Source organism: Arthrobacter sp. SDTb3-6 (assembly GCF_013376095.1).
Lineage (GTDB): Bacteria > Actinomycetota > Actinomycetes > Actinomycetales > Micrococcaceae > Specibacter.
On record NZ_JAAMFN010000019.1, the window covers coordinates 1 to 14,913 of the forward strand.

Consider the following 14,913-nt stretch of genomic DNA (forward strand, 5'->3'; position numbering starts at 1 on the left):
CAAAACCCGGTCCTTGGCCCCTGCGAGATGCAGTCGGGAGTGGAAGTTGTTATCGGGGTTTGCGGCGCTCACGGACCGTCTTTCAGGGGTCAGGTGGATGGGACATGCTTTGCCCACAGTACCGTGGCGGCGCAGTGCGGACGCGACCGGTCAGGGGCCAGGCGCGAAACCGTGCGACACATTAAGTTACGGAAACCAGCTCAATCCACCGGGGTGGTGGACACGTCGGCCGATGGCGACAGGGTGGTGCCCGACGTCGGCTCGGTCGACGGCGTGGACGTCACCGACAGCGTCGGGGTGGGTGTCGGTGACGGGGTGGGAGTTGGCGTCGGCGTTGGGGAGAGAGTCGGGGACGGCGACGGGGTGGTGCTTGGTGTTGGCGACGTCGGCGTGGGGCTCGGCGATGGCGACGGGGCAGGCGTTGGCGACGGCGTGGGGGTTGGCGACGGCGTGGGGGTTGGCGACGGCGTGGGCGTCGGCATCGGGATTGGCGACGCCGTCGGGCTCGACGTCGGCTCGGGCAACGGGGTCTGGGTAGGCGTAGGGGTAGGCGTTGGCGACGCTGTCGCGCCCGGCGTCGGCGACTGGGTGGCGCTCGGTGTCGTTGTGGCGCTCGGCCGTGCCGCGGGCGTTTGTGCCATTGGCTTGGCCGCTGTCCGTGGAGACGTTGCTGCCGCGCTGGGAGCCGGCTTCGGGCTTGCGGCGGGGCTTGGCGTCCCGGCGGTGTTGGACGCCGGGGCCGCCCTCCAGCCAGCACCGGCAAACTCAGCTGTAATGGCCATGGCAGCCTTTTCATCCAGGGAAGCAAAGCCGGGCATGGTGAAGTAGCTCGAGGAATTGCTCGTCGACGCCGGCGTGTGCATGATGGTTCCCACGGACGGATTGAGTGCGCTGATCATCAGGCCGCCGCCAATGTAAATGCCGATATGCGACCAGTGGCGTGGCCCGTCCGGGTTCTGCACCACGACGTCCCCGGGCTGGGGGTTGTTGGTCTGGACCATGGGCACCCACTGCTCGGTGCGCGGAAGGGCAATGCCGGCCTGGGCGTAGGCCCACTGTACGAAGCCCGAACAGTCCCAGCCGGACGAAAAGCTCGTCCCGCCCCAGACATAGCTGTGGCCCAGGCCCTCAAAGGCGGCCCGCACGATCCCGCGGCGGACCTGCGAAATGAGGCCGGGCGGCAATTCATGGCCGCCGCGCAGGGCCGCGGCCACCTCGGCCGGCCAGGCGCCGCTTTCACCGGGGCTCGTCAAATCAAAGACCGGCACGGCCGCGGCCGCGCGCGACGCGATCAAAGTGTCTGCAAAGGAAATCCTCAGGCCCGCACTCTTGGCAGCATAGGCGGCAAGGCCGGGAAAAGCTGCAGGTTCCGGGACTGTTTCCGGCGGGCCGGTCGAAAGCCGGGGGGCTGATTGCAAGGAAGACCAGGCGGGGGCGTCAGCCACGGAATTCTCCGCGTAGCCGGCACCCACGAAGCCGCCCGAGGCCAGCAGCGTGCACGCAACCGCCAGGCTTAATCGGATCGGCCGTGACCGGCCTTCAGGAAACGCCACTTACAGGTCCCCCTGCTTCATCGCAATCGTTAGGCCCGAGCTTACGCCGAATCGGCAAAACGGGACAGTATAATCGCAAAGTCACACACCGCACCATAAGCGCACATGGCACGTCGGCGTGTCGCACAGATTCGTCCAGCGCCACCCACAGCCCGCAAGCCCACCGAGGCCCCGGGCCCCCGGAAGTGCGCTACCCGCCGGCGCGGATGATCCGGCGCTGGGCCGCCACGGAGATCGCGGCCGTGCGGTTGTCCACGCCCAGCTTGTCGTAGATGTGCACCAGGTGGGTCTTGACGGTGGCCTCGGAGATGAACAACTGCCTGGCCATGGCCTTGTTGCCCATGCCCGTGGCCAGCAGTTCCAGCAGCTGGACCTCCCGGGCGGACAGCACCGGCTCCGGGTTCCGGATGCGCCCCATCAGCCGGGCCGCCACCGCCGGCGCGAGCGCCGTCTGGCCGGCCGCCGCCTGCTGGACGGCGGCGCGGATCTGTTCCGGCGGGGCGTCCTTGAGCATGTAGCCGCTGGCCCCGGCCTCCACCGCCGCCAGGATGTCCGCGTCGGTGTCGTAGGTGGTCAGGATCAGCACGGGCGGCGCGTCGGGCAGTTCCTTGATGGCCTTCGTGGCGGTGACCCCGTCCATGCCGGCACCCATCTGCAGGTCCATGAGCACCACGTCAAGCGTCTCCCCGAGGGTCTGCAGCCGCTGGATTTCCTTGATCGCGGCGCCACCTTCCGGCGCCTCGGCCACGACCGTGAAGCCCTCGAAACCAGTCAGCATGGCGCGCAGCCCGGCCCGCACCACGGGATGGTCGTCCACCAGCAGGATCCGAATTTCACTCACGCCACACCCTCATTTCCCGTCGACCGGGCCGCCGTCCCGGCCAGCGGCAGCCGGACGGCCACCACGGTGCCTTCACCCGGTGCCGACTCTATCTCGAGGGAGCCGTTTTGTGCCGCCACCCGCTGCCGCAGCGACTCCAGCCCGAACCCGCTCCCGTCCGCGCGCCCACCCACGGCGCCGGCCGCCGATGAGGGGCCAAAGCCCCGTCCGTCGTCGTACACGTCCAGGGCCACCTCGGTGTCCAGGTAGGCCAGGCTGACGACGGCGGTGCCCGCCCGGGCGTGCAGCCAGACATTGGCGAGGCTCGCCTGGGTGGCACGCAGCAGCGTGACCCGGTACGGCTGCGGGAGGTCCACGGGCTCGCCGTCGACGCGGAAGGTGCATGTGAGGTTCACGCCGCGCGCGGCCGCCTCCAACTGCGTCTTTTCGCACAGTCGGGCCAACGTCTCCCCGAGGGACGTGCCCTCGAGTGCCGGGGAGGCGAGGCCGCGGACAAAACTGCGGGCCTCGGCCAGGTTTTCCGACGCCGTGGCCTCCATCATGCCGATGCTTTCCCGTGCGGATTCCAGGTCTCCGGAGCCCAGCGAACGGCCTGCTGCGCGGGCCACCAGCACGATCGAGGAGAAGCCCTGGGCCAGGGTGTCATGGATTTCCCGGGCCAGCCGCGCGCGCTCGGCCAGGACGCCAGCCTCATGCTGGCTCGCGGCCAGTTCGGCGCGGGTGCGGCGGAGTTCATCAGCCGCGCGGCGCTGGCTTTCGCCTTCCTGGTAGAGCATCCGGTAGGCCTTGGAGGTCACCACGGCAAAGCCCGCGCCAAACAGCGGCCCCAAGACGGCGGCCAGCGGCGGGTAGGCGGCGCCGGTGGCCAGCCACTGGGCCGTGATGACACCGGCCGTCATGACAATGACCACCGTGATTCCGGCCCAGCGCGGCAGCAGGTGCAGGTGGAGGAAGAACAGCGGGAAGGCCAGCCAGGAAAATTCCGCCGAACCCACCAGCAACGCCGCCCACAGCACCGTCACGATGGCCAGCCACAGGGAGGCCCAGCGGCGCGGGTTGGCGGCGGCACGGCCGGCGGAGAAGCGTTTTTCCGCCGCCGTCCCCAGCAGGTAGACGGCGGCAAGGAGGGCCGCCAGGCCGAGCAGGAGGGAGCGCACGGACCCCTCCAGTGGCACGGCAAAAAGCCGGCCGGCGGCCACGGCCAGCAGGACGGCAAAGCCCACGTGCAGGGCCACGCGCAGGAAGCGCAGGATCGCGGCACTCGTCGCGGGTGCATCATCCGGGGCAGGCATGCCACCAGCTTAGGCCGTGGCGCCGCGGGCCCGGATCAACCAAATGGTTGAGTGCCCGTTCAACCTTCGGGCCCGCGCAGACCATCCAAGCCTGCGATGGAAGCCGCGCCGAATGAAAGGACAGTGGAACTAACGCAAAAACATGGCCCGCACCGAGGGCCCACCCAGGAAAGAAGATCCACACATGTTCCTCGCCATCCGAGACATCCGCTTTGCCAAGGGCCGCTTTGCCCTGATGGGCGGGGTGGTTGCCTTGATCACCCTGCTGCTGGTGCTGCTCTCCGGCCTCACCGCCGGGCTGGGCAACCAGTCCACCTCCTCGATCGCCGACCTCGGCAAGCCAACCCACGCCCCCGTGGACCAGCTGGTGTTCGGCGCGCCCGGCGCCAACGATCCCACGGTGTCCTTCACCGAAAGCCAGGTCACGCAAGGGCAGGTCAACGCCTGGGCCCGGCAGCCCGGCGTTGCCTCGGCCGTGCCGCTGGGCATCAGGCAGACCCGCCTGCAGGGCGCCGGGGACGCGAAGGGGACCACCAACGTGGCCGTCTTCGGTGTCGGCGGGGGAGGCGCCAAGGCCGGGATCGCGCCGTCGGGCCTCAGCGACTCCACCGCCATCATTGGCGGGAAGGTGGCGAAGGACCTCCATCTGGCCGTGGGCGACGCCGTGTCCCTGGGCGGGAGCACCCTGAAGGTCTCCGCCGTGGTGCCCGACCAGTGGTACTCGCACACCTCGGTGGTGTGGACCTCCCTGCCCACCTGGACCAGGCTGGCCCACCTCAGCGACCCGGCGCAGCTTGCCACGGTGGTTGCCGTGACGTACGACGGCGGCACTTCCGTTGACGCCGGCGCCGCCAACGCGGCAGCCGGGACCGTCAGCACCACCCGCAGCGGCGCCTTCCAGGGCCTGGGCGGCTACAAGAGCGAGAACGGCTCGCTGCTGATGATGCAGGCGTTCCTGTACGGCATCTCCGCGCTGGTGATCGTGGCCTTCCTGACCGTCTGGACCGTGCAGCGCACCCGCGACATCGCCGTCCTGAAGGCCATGGGCGCCTCCGGTACCTACCTGCTGAGGGACGCGCTGACGCAGGCGGCGCTGGTGCTGCTGGCCGGCGCCCTGCTCGGCGGCCTCGTGAGCGTGGCCGGCGGCTTCTTCGCCGCCCAGGCCGCCCCGTTCCTCCTCACCCCGGCCACCACCGTGCTGCCGATGCTCGGCATCGTCGCCCTGGGCCTGGCCGGCGCGGCCCTGGCCGTCCGCAAGGTGACGAAGATCGACGCCCTCATTGCCCTCGGCGGCAGCTGACCGTCACCGACGCCAGCTGTCCGGCCCCGGCGCCAGCTGTCCGGCCCCGGCGGCCGGACCATACCCCTACCCTCCCCCAAAAACCGAAGGAATCCCCATGTCTGCCCTGAACGCCCCCGCCCTGTCCCTGACCAACGTGACCCTGGAGTACCCGGACGGCGACGGCACCGTGACCGCCCTGGACCGCGTCACCATGGACGTGGAGGCCGGCGAGTTTGTCTCGCTGGTGGGCCCGTCCGGTTCCGGCAAGTCGAGCCTGCTGGCGGTGGCCGCCACGCTGGTCAGGCCCACCTCGGGTCTGGTCAGGATTGCCGGCGAGGACGCCACCGTCCTGTCCGACAAGGCCCTGGCCACGCTGCGCCGGGACAAGGTGGGCATCATCTTCCAGCAGCCCAACCTGCTCGCCTCGCTCACGGCGGCCGAACAGCTGGTCATCGGCGACCACCTGCGCGGGAAATCCCCGCGTGCAGCCGCGGCCCGGGCCGCGGAACTTCTCGAGATCACGGGGCTGGAGGGCTCCGCCAAGAAACGCCCCCACCAGCTCTCCGGCGGGCAGCGCCAGCGCGTCAACATTGCGCGCGCGCTGATGGCGTCACCGTCGGTGCTGCTCGTGGATGAGCCGACGGCGGCCCTGGACCACGAGCGCAGCGAATCGATTGTGCGCCTGCTGCGCCAGGTGACGGACGAGTTCCAGGTGGCCACCGTCATGGTCACCCACGACACCGAATTCGTCCCCCTGACCGACGCCGTGGCCACCATGCGCGACGGCGTGCTGGCCGCCGCAGTGCCCGCCCTGGCCGCGGCCGGCGCACGGTAGCGGCCCCCGTCACGGTGCCACCGCCGCGCGCGGGGACGCCCGCCCATGCAATAGCATGGGGGAAACTACGATTCTTCAGCATGTGAAACGGAGACACCCCTTCATGAAACGCGTCCTCGCCCTGGCCGGCGGCCTGGCCCTTGCCTTTGTCCTCTCCTCCTGCGGCGCCGCAACCGGCCCGGTGGGCACGTGGGGCAACGGTTACCACGTGGACAAGCAGCCCTACCTGGAGCTGTCCCTGGGGGCCGAGCAGAACGGTGACACCGCCGGTTACCTGCAGGGCAGCGACGGCTGCAACCGCCTGTCCGGGCAGTGGATGCTGGCCTCCGGCGAGCTGACGTTCCCCCAGCTGGGCAAGACCCAGATCACCTGCGACGGCATTGACGGCTGGCTGTCCAAGGCCGCCTCCGGCAGCATCGACGGCAACGTCCTGACCGTCAAGGATGCCCAAGGCAAGACCATCGGCACCCTGGACCGCCGCGGCTAGGGCTTTCCTCCCTGACGGCGGGCTAGTTCTTTCGCACCTCAAGTTCGACGACGGCCCAGGAGAGCGCGGGCAGCGTTAACTTCAGCCCGTCCCCGGCCGCCTGGACCCCCTCCAGCGGGACCAGGCCAACCTGGTCCGGGGCCTCCAACGTGTTCCTTGTGAAGCGGTCCCCGCCCTCGGGGACCCGCAGCACCTCGGCGCGGGTGGCCCGCCTGGCGTCGAAGCCGCGCAGGGCCACGTCAACGTCCGCAGCCTCCTCGAGCCCGCGGTTGGCGAAAAACAGGGCGATCCGCCCCATCTCCTCGTTCCAGGTGGCACTGACGTCGACGAGGTCCGCGCCGCCAAATTGGGCGGTCTCCACCTTGTCTGAAACCACGTGCGTGCGCAGGACCTGACCCTTGGCGAGCTCCGCCATCCGGGCAAAGGGATGGAAAATGGTCTGGCGCCAGGCCGGGCCGTTGGGCTCGGCCAGGATCGGGGCGATCACGTTGACCAGCTGGGCCTGGTTGGCGATCTTGACCCGGTCGCCGTGCCGCAACAGTGAATTCAGCAAGGTGCCCACCACCACCGCATCGGTGACGTTGTACTTGTCCTCAATGACGCGTGGGTGCTCGCGCCAGCCGGCGGCGTTGACACGTTCCGGCTGGTCCTCGGAGTCCAGACCGCGCTGGTACCAGACGTTCCATTCGTCAAAGGACAGGTTGATGTGTTTCTTGTGCTTGCCCTTGGCCCGGACCGAGTCGGCCGTGGCCACGACGGACTCGATGAAGTAGTCCATGTCAACGGCGCTGGCCAGGAAACTGGCGGCGTCGCCATCGTGCTCCTGGTAGTAGGCATGGAGTGAAACATAGTCCACCTCGTTGTAGGCGTGGGTGAGCACCGTCTGCTCCCACGCGCCGAAGGTGGGCATGGCCGACGACGAGCTGCCGCAGGCCACGAGCTCGATGCCGGGGTCGACCAGGCGCATGGCCTTGCCGGCCTCCTGGGCCAGTCGCCCGTACTCCCCGGCGGTCTTGTGCCCGATCTGCCAGGGCCCGTCCATTTCGTTGCCCAGGCACCAGAGCTTGATGTCGAAGGGGTCCTTGTGCCCGTTCTTCGCGCGCAGGTCAGACCAGTAGGTGCCGCCCGGGTGGTTGGCGTATTCGACGATCTCCCGGGCCGCTTCCACGCCGCGGGTGCCAAGGTTGATGGCCTCCATGATTTCGGTGCCGGCTTTTTTGGACCAGTCAACAAATTCGTGGAGGCCGAAGGCGTTGGTCTCGAGGGTGTGCCAGGCGCCGTCGAGACGGCGGGGGCGCCCCGCCACCGGGCCGATCCCGTCTTCCCAGTTGTAGCCGGAGACAAAGTTGCCGCCGGGGTAGCGGATCACGGTGGCACCGAGTTCGCGGGTCAGGGCCAGGACGTCCTGGCGGAAGCCCTGGCTGTCCGCCTGGGCGTGGCCGGGTTCGTAAATGCCGCTGTAGACGCACCGGCCCATATGCTCCACGAACGATCCGAAGAGGCGGTGGGGCACCTCGGAAATGGTGAAGTCGCGGTCAATGCTGATCCGTGCACGGGACATGTGGCTTGTTCTCCTGGTACTTGTTGTTGGTGCGAAAAATGGGGTCAGGGGTCAGGTTCCGGCGAGGCCGGTGGTGGAAATGCCCTTGATGATCTGGCGCTGGAAAAACAGGAACACCAGGATCAGGGGCAGCGCGGCGAGCAGGGCGGAGGCCATGTTCTGCGCGTATTGGATGCCGTAGGCGCTCTTGATGGTCTGCAGTCCCACGGGAAGGGTCAGCATGGCGCTGTCGTTGGTGACGATGAACGGCCAAAGGAAGTTGTTCCAGGCCCCGATGAAGACGAAGATGGCCACGGCGGCCAGGATGGGACGTGACAGCGGCAGGACCACCTGCAGGAAGATCCGGATCCGCCCCGCACCGTCCACCAGGGCGGCGTCCTCGAGTTCGCGCGGGATTTGGTCGAAGAACTTCTTGAGCACAAACACCATGGCGGGTGCAATGACCTGGGGCAGGATGATGCCCCAGTAGCTGTCGATCATGTGGAAGGAAACCATCTGGTAAAACAGCGGGATGATCAGCACCGGCGGCGGCACAATGAGCGAGGCCACGATGATGGTCATGAGCACCTTGCGGCCCTTGAAGTCGATCCGCGACAGTGCATAAGCGGCCAGCGCCGAAATCACCAGCGTGACGGCAGTGATGGCGGCAGAGGTAAACAGCGAATTCCAGGTCCAGGCCGGAATGTTGCCCTGCTGGAGCACCTTGGTGAAGGCGTCGGGCGTGAACCCTGATTTCGGCACCAGGGTGACGGGTGTCGCCGCGGCCTCCGTCTCGCTCTTGAGGGCCGTGACAGTGGCCCAGGCAAAGGGCACCAGCCACGTGACGGCCAGGACGGCGACGATGACAGTGGCCACGATGCGGCCGGGGGAAAGGTGCCGCCTGCGCTTCCCGACGGGTGCGACGGCGGACAGGCGGCCTGGGCGGACCGGTGCTGTGAGGGTGGTGGCCATGTCTTATGCGCTCCTCTTGCGGGTGATGGCGAACTGGGCGATCGAAACAACCACGATCAGGCCAAAGAAGATGTAGGAGATGGCTGCCGAATAGCCCAGCCTGTAGCCGGTGAACCCGGCCTCAAAGATGTACTCGACGATCGAACGGGTGGCACCGCCGGGGCCTCCCCCGGTCATCTGGTACACCTGGTCAAAGATTTTCAGCGAGGCCAACACCTGAAGGATCACGATCATGGCCGTGGTCTGGTTGAGCTGCGGGAGGGTGATGGAAAAGAACTGCCGCCACCCGCCGGCACCGTCGAGCTGCGCCGCCTCATAGTGGGCCGCGGGGATGTTTTGCATGGCCGCCAGGTACAGCAGGAAATTGAAGCCCACCGTCCACCACAAGGTGGCGGCAACGATTGACCACATGGCCACGTCCGGGTTGTTCAGCCAGTCGACGGGGGCAATGCCAACCTTGCCGAGCACATCGTTGATGAGGCCCAGCTGGGGGTTGAACATCCATACGAAGAACAGCGAGACCACGGTGGAGGCCAGCAGGAACGGGGCGAAGAAGGACAGCCGCCACAGCCACTGGGCCGGCAGGCCCATGTTGACCAGCGCCGCCATGGCCAGGGCCACCACCACCAGCGGAACGGTGCTGATCACGGTGAAGTACACGGTGTTGCCGAGTGCGTGCCACATGTCGGCATCCCCGAGTGCCTCGGCATAGTTGGCCAGCCCCAGGAAGGAGCTGTTGGCACCGGTCAGGGACTTTCCGGTGAAGCTCATGACGGCGCCGTGGATCAGGGGCCAGATGAGGAACAGGCCGAAGAACGCCAGAAACGGTGCCATGAAGGCCCAGCCGTGGATCCTGTCGCGCCGTTTCCGCGACTCGTGCCGGTTTTCAGCAGGCGCCGCGGAAGCGCCCTGCCAGGATTCGATGCTTGTGCTCATTGCCGTGGCTCCCTTGCCGCAAGAATTACTCTCCCAAACATGACCTGCATTTTCATTGCCGCCGCCTATACCGGGTTCGGCATGGACAGCAGGGTGTCCAGGCGGCGCACGAAGGAATCCCAGCCGTCCTTGGCCCGGGTGCGCCCGAGGAACACGTTTTGGATGTTCTCGGCAAAATAGTTCTGGAAATCCGAACCGGAGCCGGTGAACCAGGCCCGGGGGTCGTAGTTGATGATGTCCGCGGCGCCGGCGTAGTGGGCCTGGGGCAGCAGCGCCTTGTATGCCCCGGAGCGCACCACGGGCTGGAAGGCCGGGATGTGGCCGGCCTTGGCCCAGTTCAGCGAACCCTTGAGGATTTGGGCCACAAACGCATACACGTCCGCCCGCTTCCTCGCATCCAGGTTGTTCTGGTGCGGCAGGACAAAGGCGTGGGAGTCCGCGTAGGCGGCCGGCGTGCCGAAGAGTGTGGGGATCGGCATGGCGTCAAAGGGGACCTTGGCCGTCTGCATGGTGGGCAGCTCCCATACGCCGCTGGCCAGCATGCCGGAGCCCTGGCTGGCAAACTCGGCGATGGCCGTGCCGCCGTCGCCGCTGGCCGTGGCAATCCTGCCGTCCAGGAGGGAGTGGATGTATTCGAGCACGTCCACGGCCACGTCGCGGTCCACCTTGGCCTTTTGGCCCTGGGGCAGCTCCATGGTGGCGCCGTGCTGGCGGTAAAACGTGTAGAACATGCGCCACATTTGGGCGCCGTCGCTGAGGTAGCCGTAGGACAGGCCGTGCCTGCCGGTCACCTTCCCCATTTCCAGCGCCGCTTCCTTGAAGCGGTCGCCGCTGGTGATTGTCTCGAGCTGGCCGTCCGCACCGAGCAGTCCGGCCGTGCCGGCCACCTTGGTGTTGTACATCAGGATGAAGGGGTGGGAGTCCAGGGGAATGGAAAAGACCTTGCCATCCAGCTGGCTGCCCTCCCAAATGCGCGGGGCAAAGTCGTCCTTCGTGACACCGTGCCCGGCCAACAGGTCCAGGTCCCAGGCGTCCAGGAGGCCGCCCGGGGCATATCCGGGCATGCGGGCCGCATGCATGATGGCCACTTCGGGGGGCCGTCCACCGGCGGAGGCCATGGCGAGCTTCGTGTAGTACGGAGCACCCCAGGCCAGCACGGTGGGCGTCACCTTGTAGGCGGACTGTGCGGCGTTTGCGGCGTCGATCATGGCCTGCATCTTGATGCCGTCCCCGCCCGAAAGCAGGTGCCAGAACCGCAGCTGCTCAACGCCGGCCGCCGAGGCCGTGCCGCCGCAGCCGGACAGCAGGCCGGCCGCGGCCACGCCGGACAGGGCCATGGCTCCGCCTCGCAGCAGTTGCCGCCTGGAGGGAAGGGAACTGGATTGTTCACGCGCCTGGTGCATCGCTCACTCCTTTGTTCGCGCAAAAAACGTGGTCTTGCGGGGACCGGCCGGGCCTTGGGTGGCCGGACCGGGAAAGTTGGTAAGGGAAACCGCATTTGGTGATCCACAACACAGATTACATCGTTGTAAAACGCGGTGCAAGGGATATTTGTGAGCGCGCACAAAAATTTCTTCCCCTCCGAATGCGCGTGTGCCGCAAGAGGCAGCGCGGCCCGCCCCGAAGGGGCCGGCCAGGGAAGTCAGGCCACCGGGCCGTGGAGCTGGCCCGTGCTGGCCCGGATGACCAGGCGGTACGGCAGCTCGACCTGGACCGGCCCCTTGCGCCGCTCGGCCATGCGTTCGGTGAGCAGGCGCACTGCGTTCTGGGCCATGGCCCGCTTGTCCACGCCGATCGTGGTCAGGGCCGGGACGGCATACTGCCCGTCCGCCACGTCGTCAAAGCCTGCCACGAGGATGTCTCCCGGCACGCGGTGGCCGGCCTTGGCCAGCACGCTGAGCGCGCCGATGGCCAGGGAGTCGGTGAAACAAAAGAGCGCCTCAGGCAATTCATGCCCGGCCAAAAAAGCCCTCAGGGCGGCGGCACTGCCGCCGGGGGTCCATTCGTCGCAGGCGATTTCCAGCGCCGGGTCGGCGGGGATGCCCAGCCGGGCCAGGGCGTCCCGGTACCCCCGGGTGCGCACCTCGGCTGTTGCCGAGCGGCTGGTGCCGTTGGCACCCAACACGGCTATCCGGCGTCGTCCTCCCCCGGCCAGGGCAAGGGTCATGTCACGGGCGGCGGCGATGTTGTCCACCACCACCTGGTCCACGCGCTGCTGGGACACTTCACCCAGCAGCACCATGGGCGGCAGGTTCCCACCCACCCGGATGGCGCTTTCATCCAGTGCCACCGGGTTGAGGATCAGCCCGTCGACCAGGTTGGCGCGGGCCCTGGAGACCAGTTCAAATTCCCGGTGCGGGTCCTTTCCGGTTTCCTCGATCTGGACGTTCCAGCCCTGCCCGTGGGCCACCTCCACCACATGGTGGGCCAGCTCGGCCGAATAGGGGGTGGCGAGGTCCGGCAGGGCCAGCGCAATGACGCCGGTGCGGCCGTTGCGCAGGCCCCGGGCGGACAGGTTCGGCACGTAGTCCAGCTCCGCGAGCGCCGCTTCCACCCTGGCGCGGGTGCCTTCACTGACAGGGACCAGCCCGTTGACCACGTTGGAGACGGTCTTGGGCGACACCCCCGCGCGGGCGGCAACGTCCTTTACGGTGGCCCGCATACGTCCCTCACTTCATCCATGGCAGCACACCAATGACTTTGGCTTCCGATGCTACAAGATGAAAGGTACGCCGGCTCACCCGCCGAAAATGCTCCAGCCTGCCGTATGCATCCCGCCCGGTTCCAACCGGATGAGGTCCGTGCCCGAATTGAAGGCATCCGGCGGGCAGGTCATGGGCTCCACGGCCAGGCCCCGGCGGCCGGGCTGCCCGGCCGGCTTGTCCGCCGTGTGGATTTGCAGCCACGGGCAGGCCCCATCCCACTGCACCCCCACGTACGTGCCGGAGGGGTCGCTGAGCAGCAGCCGGGACGCACCGGAAACGTCGGCGGCCATGTTGGTGAAGGCGTGGTCAATCTGCGTGGCGCCGATGGCACGCGGCTCGCGGAAATCGAATTCGTGCCCTGCCACGGATTCCAGCCCGAGCGGCAGCAGCCGGTCGGCCGTCACGGCCAGGAAGGACGACGCCGGCAGGGAGAGCGTCCATTCGTCCAGCGGCGCGTCTCCCGCCACCAGGTACGGGTGCGGGCACACTCCGTAAGGTGCGGCCGCCGCGCCAACGTTAATGGCCGTGACCGTGCAGTGCAGTCCGTCGGCATCCAGCACGTACCCGGCCCGGACCTCCAGCGCGGAGGGGTACCCCTCCGAGGGCGCCACGGAACAGCGGAGGGCAAGCCGGTCGTCGTCGTGCGTCTCCAGGGCCCACTCAACGTCGTGGACCAGCCCGTGCAGGGCCGTTCCGCGCCCGGGCTCGTTGAGGGGCAGGCGGTAGCCGGCGCCGTCCCAACGGTAGGTGCCGTCCGCCACCCGGTTTGGCCACGGGGCGGCGATGATGCCGCGGAAGTCAGGGACGGGGGCGCCGGGGGCGAACGGGACCACCAGGTCCCGGCCCCGGTGCCGGAGCTCGCACAGTGCGGCGCCCCGCGGCACGATCCGGGCCGTGTAGCCGCCGGACGTGATCAGGTAGCCGGATCCATTCACAGTCCGCCAGCCAGCTTGTAGTACGCCTGGTTCCATTGGATTTCCTTCTTGAAACCGCGCAGCGTGGTGGCGTCGTCAATGGCCAGCAGTTCCGTCCGGGCCATCTCGGCAAAGTCCTCAAACGCCTCGACGCCAAGCTGCGTGGACAGCACCGTGTGGTGGGCCGCGCCGGCCGTCAGCCAGGCGGCGGCCGAGGTGGCGAAGTCCGGCTTCGGGGACCACAGGGCACGGGCCACGGGGAGGTTCGGCAGCGGCTGCTCCAACGGCACCACCTCGACGGCATTGGCGACCAGGCGGAAACGGTCGCGCATGTCGGAGAGGGCCACCACCACGCCGTCGCCCGGATCCGTGTCAAAAACCAGGCGGACGGGGTCCTCCTTGCCGCCGATGCCCAGCGGGTGGATCTCCAGGCGGGCCTTGGAGGTGGTCAGCGAGGGGCAGACCTCCAGCATGTGCGCCCCCAGGATCCGCTCGGCCCCCGGCACCAAATGATAGGTGTAGTCCTCCATCAGGGAGGCCCCGCCCGGCAGGCCCGCGCCCATGACCTTCGCGGCGCGGACCAGGATGGCCGTCTTCCAGTCGCCTTCGGCGCCAAAGCCGTAGCCGTCGGCCATGAGCCGCTGCACGGCCAGCCCGGGAAGCTGGCGCAGCGCACCCAGGTCCTCGAACGACGTCGTAAACGCGGCCGAGCCGTTCGCCTCCAGGAAGGAGCGCAGGCCCAGTTCAATCCGGGCACCGTAGCGCAGCGAGTCGTGCCGGCGCGCGCCGGGCCGCAGCTCTTCGGCCACGTCGTAGAGCTCTTGGTACTCGGCCACCAGCGCGTCGACACCGGCCTCCGGGGCCGCATGGACGGCGTCGGCCAGCTCGTTGACACTCCACGTGTTCACGGAGACCCCCAGGCGCAGCTCGGCCTCGGTCTTGTCGCCTTCCGTGACCGCCACGTTGCGCATGTTGTCGCCAAAGCGGGTCAGCTTCAGCCCGCGGACGGCGGCCCAGCCGGCAGCGGCGCGCTGCCAGACGGCGACCTGCCGCTGCACCGCGGGACTGGAAACATGCCCCACCACGGTTTTGCGCGGGATGCCCAGCCGGGCCTGGATGTACCCGAATTCCCGGTCGCCGTGTGCGGCCTGGTTCAGGTTCATGAAGTCAAAGTCAATGTCCGCCCAGGGCAGCTCCACATTGGCCTGCGTGTGCAGGTGCAGCAACGGCTTGCGGAGCGCGTCCAGGCCCTGGATCCACATCTTGGCCGGGGAGAAGGTGTGCATCCAGGCGGTCACGCCGATCACGTTGTCAGCGGAATTCGCTTCCAGGGCGGTGCGGCGGATCGCGTCCGAATCAGTCAGGACCGGCTTCCAAACCAGCTTCACGGGGACGCCGGAGGCAGTGAGCGCGTCCGCGATTTCCCGGGACTGCGAGGCCACCTGTGCCAGCACCACCTCGCCGTAAAGGTGCTGGCTGCCGGTCAGGAACCAGACTTCGTACTGTTCCAGGGAGAGCGACGCTGCGGGATTCTTCGTCATGATTTCCTTAAGGCT

13 protein-coding genes and 1 pseudogene are annotated in these 14,913 nt (G+C 68.1%); 4 read left to right on the plus strand and 10 right to left on the minus strand.

What is annotated here, in order from left to right:
- Positions 1 to 243 precede the first annotated feature (243 nt).
- Complete coding sequence (locus tag G6035_RS20610; RefSeq protein WP_176617077.1) at positions 244 to 828, plus strand: hypothetical protein; 585 nt, start codon at positions 244 to 246, stop codon at positions 826 to 828.
- A gap of 65 nt (positions 829 to 893) precedes the next feature.
- Here G6035_RS20610 and G6035_RS20615 read toward each other — a convergent pair.
- The 3 genes and pseudogenes from G6035_RS20615 to G6035_RS10690 form a co-directional block, all read right to left on the minus strand.
- Positions 894 to 1,553 (minus strand): annotated as a pseudogene (locus G6035_RS20615) (C40 family peptidase); the annotation flags it as partial.
- Positions 1,554 to 1,743: 190 nt separating this feature from the next.
- Positions 1,744 to 2,394, minus strand: coding sequence for a response regulator transcription factor (locus tag G6035_RS10685; RefSeq protein WP_176617078.1), 651 nt, complete (start codon positions 2,392 to 2,394; stop codon positions 1,744 to 1,746).
- Complete coding sequence (locus G6035_RS10690) at positions 2,391 to 3,686, minus strand: sensor histidine kinase (RefSeq protein ID WP_176617079.1); 1,296 nt, start codon at positions 3,684 to 3,686, stop codon at positions 2,391 to 2,393. Before G6035_RS10690 ends, G6035_RS10685 begins: the two co-directional genes overlap by 4 nt.
- 184 nt (positions 3,687 to 3,870) lie before the next feature.
- Here G6035_RS10690 and G6035_RS10695 point away from each other — a divergent pair, with 184 nt between their 5' ends.
- The 3 genes from G6035_RS10695 (at position 3,871) to G6035_RS10705 (ending at position 6,290) form a co-directional block, all read left to right on the plus strand.
- Positions 3,871 to 4,986 (plus strand): ABC transporter permease, encoded by a 1,116-nt coding sequence (locus G6035_RS10695; protein ID WP_176617080.1) that lies wholly within the window; start codon positions 3,871 to 3,873, stop codon positions 4,984 to 4,986.
- A 97-nt stretch (positions 4,987 to 5,083) separates the two neighbouring features.
- Positions 5,084 to 5,803, plus strand: coding sequence for an ABC transporter ATP-binding protein (locus G6035_RS10700; RefSeq protein ID WP_176617081.1), 720 nt, complete (start codon positions 5,084 to 5,086; stop codon positions 5,801 to 5,803).
- Positions 5,804 to 5,906: 103 nt separating this feature from the next.
- Entirely contained in the window at positions 5,907 to 6,290 is a 384-nt protein-coding gene (locus tag G6035_RS10705; protein ID WP_176617082.1) for an META domain-containing protein, read from the plus strand.
- Between the two features lie 22 nt (positions 6,291 to 6,312).
- Here G6035_RS10705 and G6035_RS10710 read toward each other — a convergent pair whose 3' ends face one another.
- The 7 genes from G6035_RS10710 to araA all read right to left on the minus strand — a co-directional run bounded on the left by G6035_RS10710 (position 6,313) and on the right by araA (position 14,898).
- A complete protein-coding gene (locus G6035_RS10710; RefSeq protein WP_176617083.1) occupies positions 6,313 to 7,851 on the minus strand; it encodes an alpha-N-arabinofuranosidase in 1,539 nt (512 codons plus the stop codon).
- A gap of 51 nt (positions 7,852 to 7,902) precedes the next feature.
- Positions 7,903 to 8,802: a carbohydrate ABC transporter permease gene (locus tag G6035_RS10715; protein WP_176617084.1), complete on the minus strand. Its 900-nt coding sequence runs from the start codon at positions 8,800 to 8,802 to the stop codon at positions 7,903 to 7,905.
- Between the two features lie 3 nt (positions 8,803 to 8,805).
- Positions 8,806 to 9,738 carry a carbohydrate ABC transporter permease gene (locus G6035_RS10720; protein WP_176617085.1) on the minus strand — a complete coding sequence of 311 codons (933 nt, stop codon included), beginning with the start codon at positions 9,736 to 9,738 and terminating at the stop codon, positions 8,806 to 8,808.
- A gap of 65 nt (positions 9,739 to 9,803) precedes the next feature.
- Complete coding sequence (locus G6035_RS10725) at positions 9,804 to 11,141, minus strand: extracellular solute-binding protein (RefSeq protein ID WP_176617086.1); 1,338 nt, start codon at positions 11,139 to 11,141, stop codon at positions 9,804 to 9,806.
- 239 nt (positions 11,142 to 11,380) lie between these two features.
- Complete coding sequence (locus tag G6035_RS10730; RefSeq protein WP_176617087.1) at positions 11,381 to 12,400, minus strand: LacI family DNA-binding transcriptional regulator; 1,020 nt, start codon at positions 12,398 to 12,400, stop codon at positions 11,381 to 11,383.
- Between the two features lie 75 nt (positions 12,401 to 12,475).
- On the minus strand, positions 12,476 to 13,378 hold the full coding sequence (locus tag G6035_RS10735) for an aldose 1-epimerase family protein (RefSeq protein WP_256882988.1): 903 nt from the start codon (positions 13,376 to 13,378) through the stop codon (positions 12,476 to 12,478).
- Positions 13,375 to 14,898 carry an L-arabinose isomerase gene (gene araA / locus G6035_RS10740; RefSeq protein ID WP_176617089.1) on the minus strand — a complete coding sequence of 508 codons (1,524 nt, stop codon included), beginning with the start codon at positions 14,896 to 14,898 and terminating at the stop codon, positions 13,375 to 13,377. Before araA ends, G6035_RS10735 begins: the two co-directional genes overlap by 4 nt.
- Positions 14,899 to 14,913 lie beyond the last annotated feature (15 nt).

What these genes read in the sequence shown, in the direction of transcription:
- G6035_RS10710 (WP_176617083.1), bottom strand. Translation starts at nt 7,851, where the DNA reads ATGTCCCGTGCACGGATCAGCATTGACCGCGACTTCACCATTTCCGAG.
- G6035_RS10690 (WP_176617079.1), bottom strand. Translation starts at nt 3,686, where the DNA reads ATGCCTGCCCCGGATGATGCACCCGCGACGAGTGCCGCGATCCTGCGC.
- G6035_RS10730 (WP_176617087.1), bottom strand. Translation starts at nt 12,400, where the DNA reads ATGCGGGCCACCGTAAAGGACGTTGCCGCCCGCGCGGGGGTGTCGCCC.
- G6035_RS10705 (WP_176617082.1), top strand. Translation starts at nt 5,907, where the DNA reads ATGAAACGCGTCCTCGCCCTGGCCGGCGGCCTGGCCCTTGCCTTTGTC.
- G6035_RS10695 (WP_176617080.1), top strand. Translation starts at nt 3,871, where the DNA reads ATGTTCCTCGCCATCCGAGACATCCGCTTTGCCAAGGGCCGCTTTGCC.
- G6035_RS10725 (WP_176617086.1), bottom strand. Translation starts at nt 11,141, where the DNA reads ATGCACCAGGCGCGTGAACAATCCAGTTCCCTTCCCTCCAGGCGGCAA.
- G6035_RS10700 (WP_176617081.1), top strand. Translation starts at nt 5,084, where the DNA reads ATGTCTGCCCTGAACGCCCCCGCCCTGTCCCTGACCAACGTGACCCTG.
- G6035_RS10720 (WP_176617085.1), bottom strand. Translation starts at nt 9,738, where the DNA reads ATGAGCACAAGCATCGAATCCTGGCAGGGCGCTTCCGCGGCGCCTGCT.
- araA (WP_176617089.1), bottom strand. Translation starts at nt 14,898, where the DNA reads ATGACGAAGAATCCCGCAGCGTCGCTCTCCCTGGAACAGTACGAAGTC.
- G6035_RS10715 (WP_176617084.1), bottom strand. Translation starts at nt 8,802, where the DNA reads ATGGCCACCACCCTCACAGCACCGGTCCGCCCAGGCCGCCTGTCCGCC.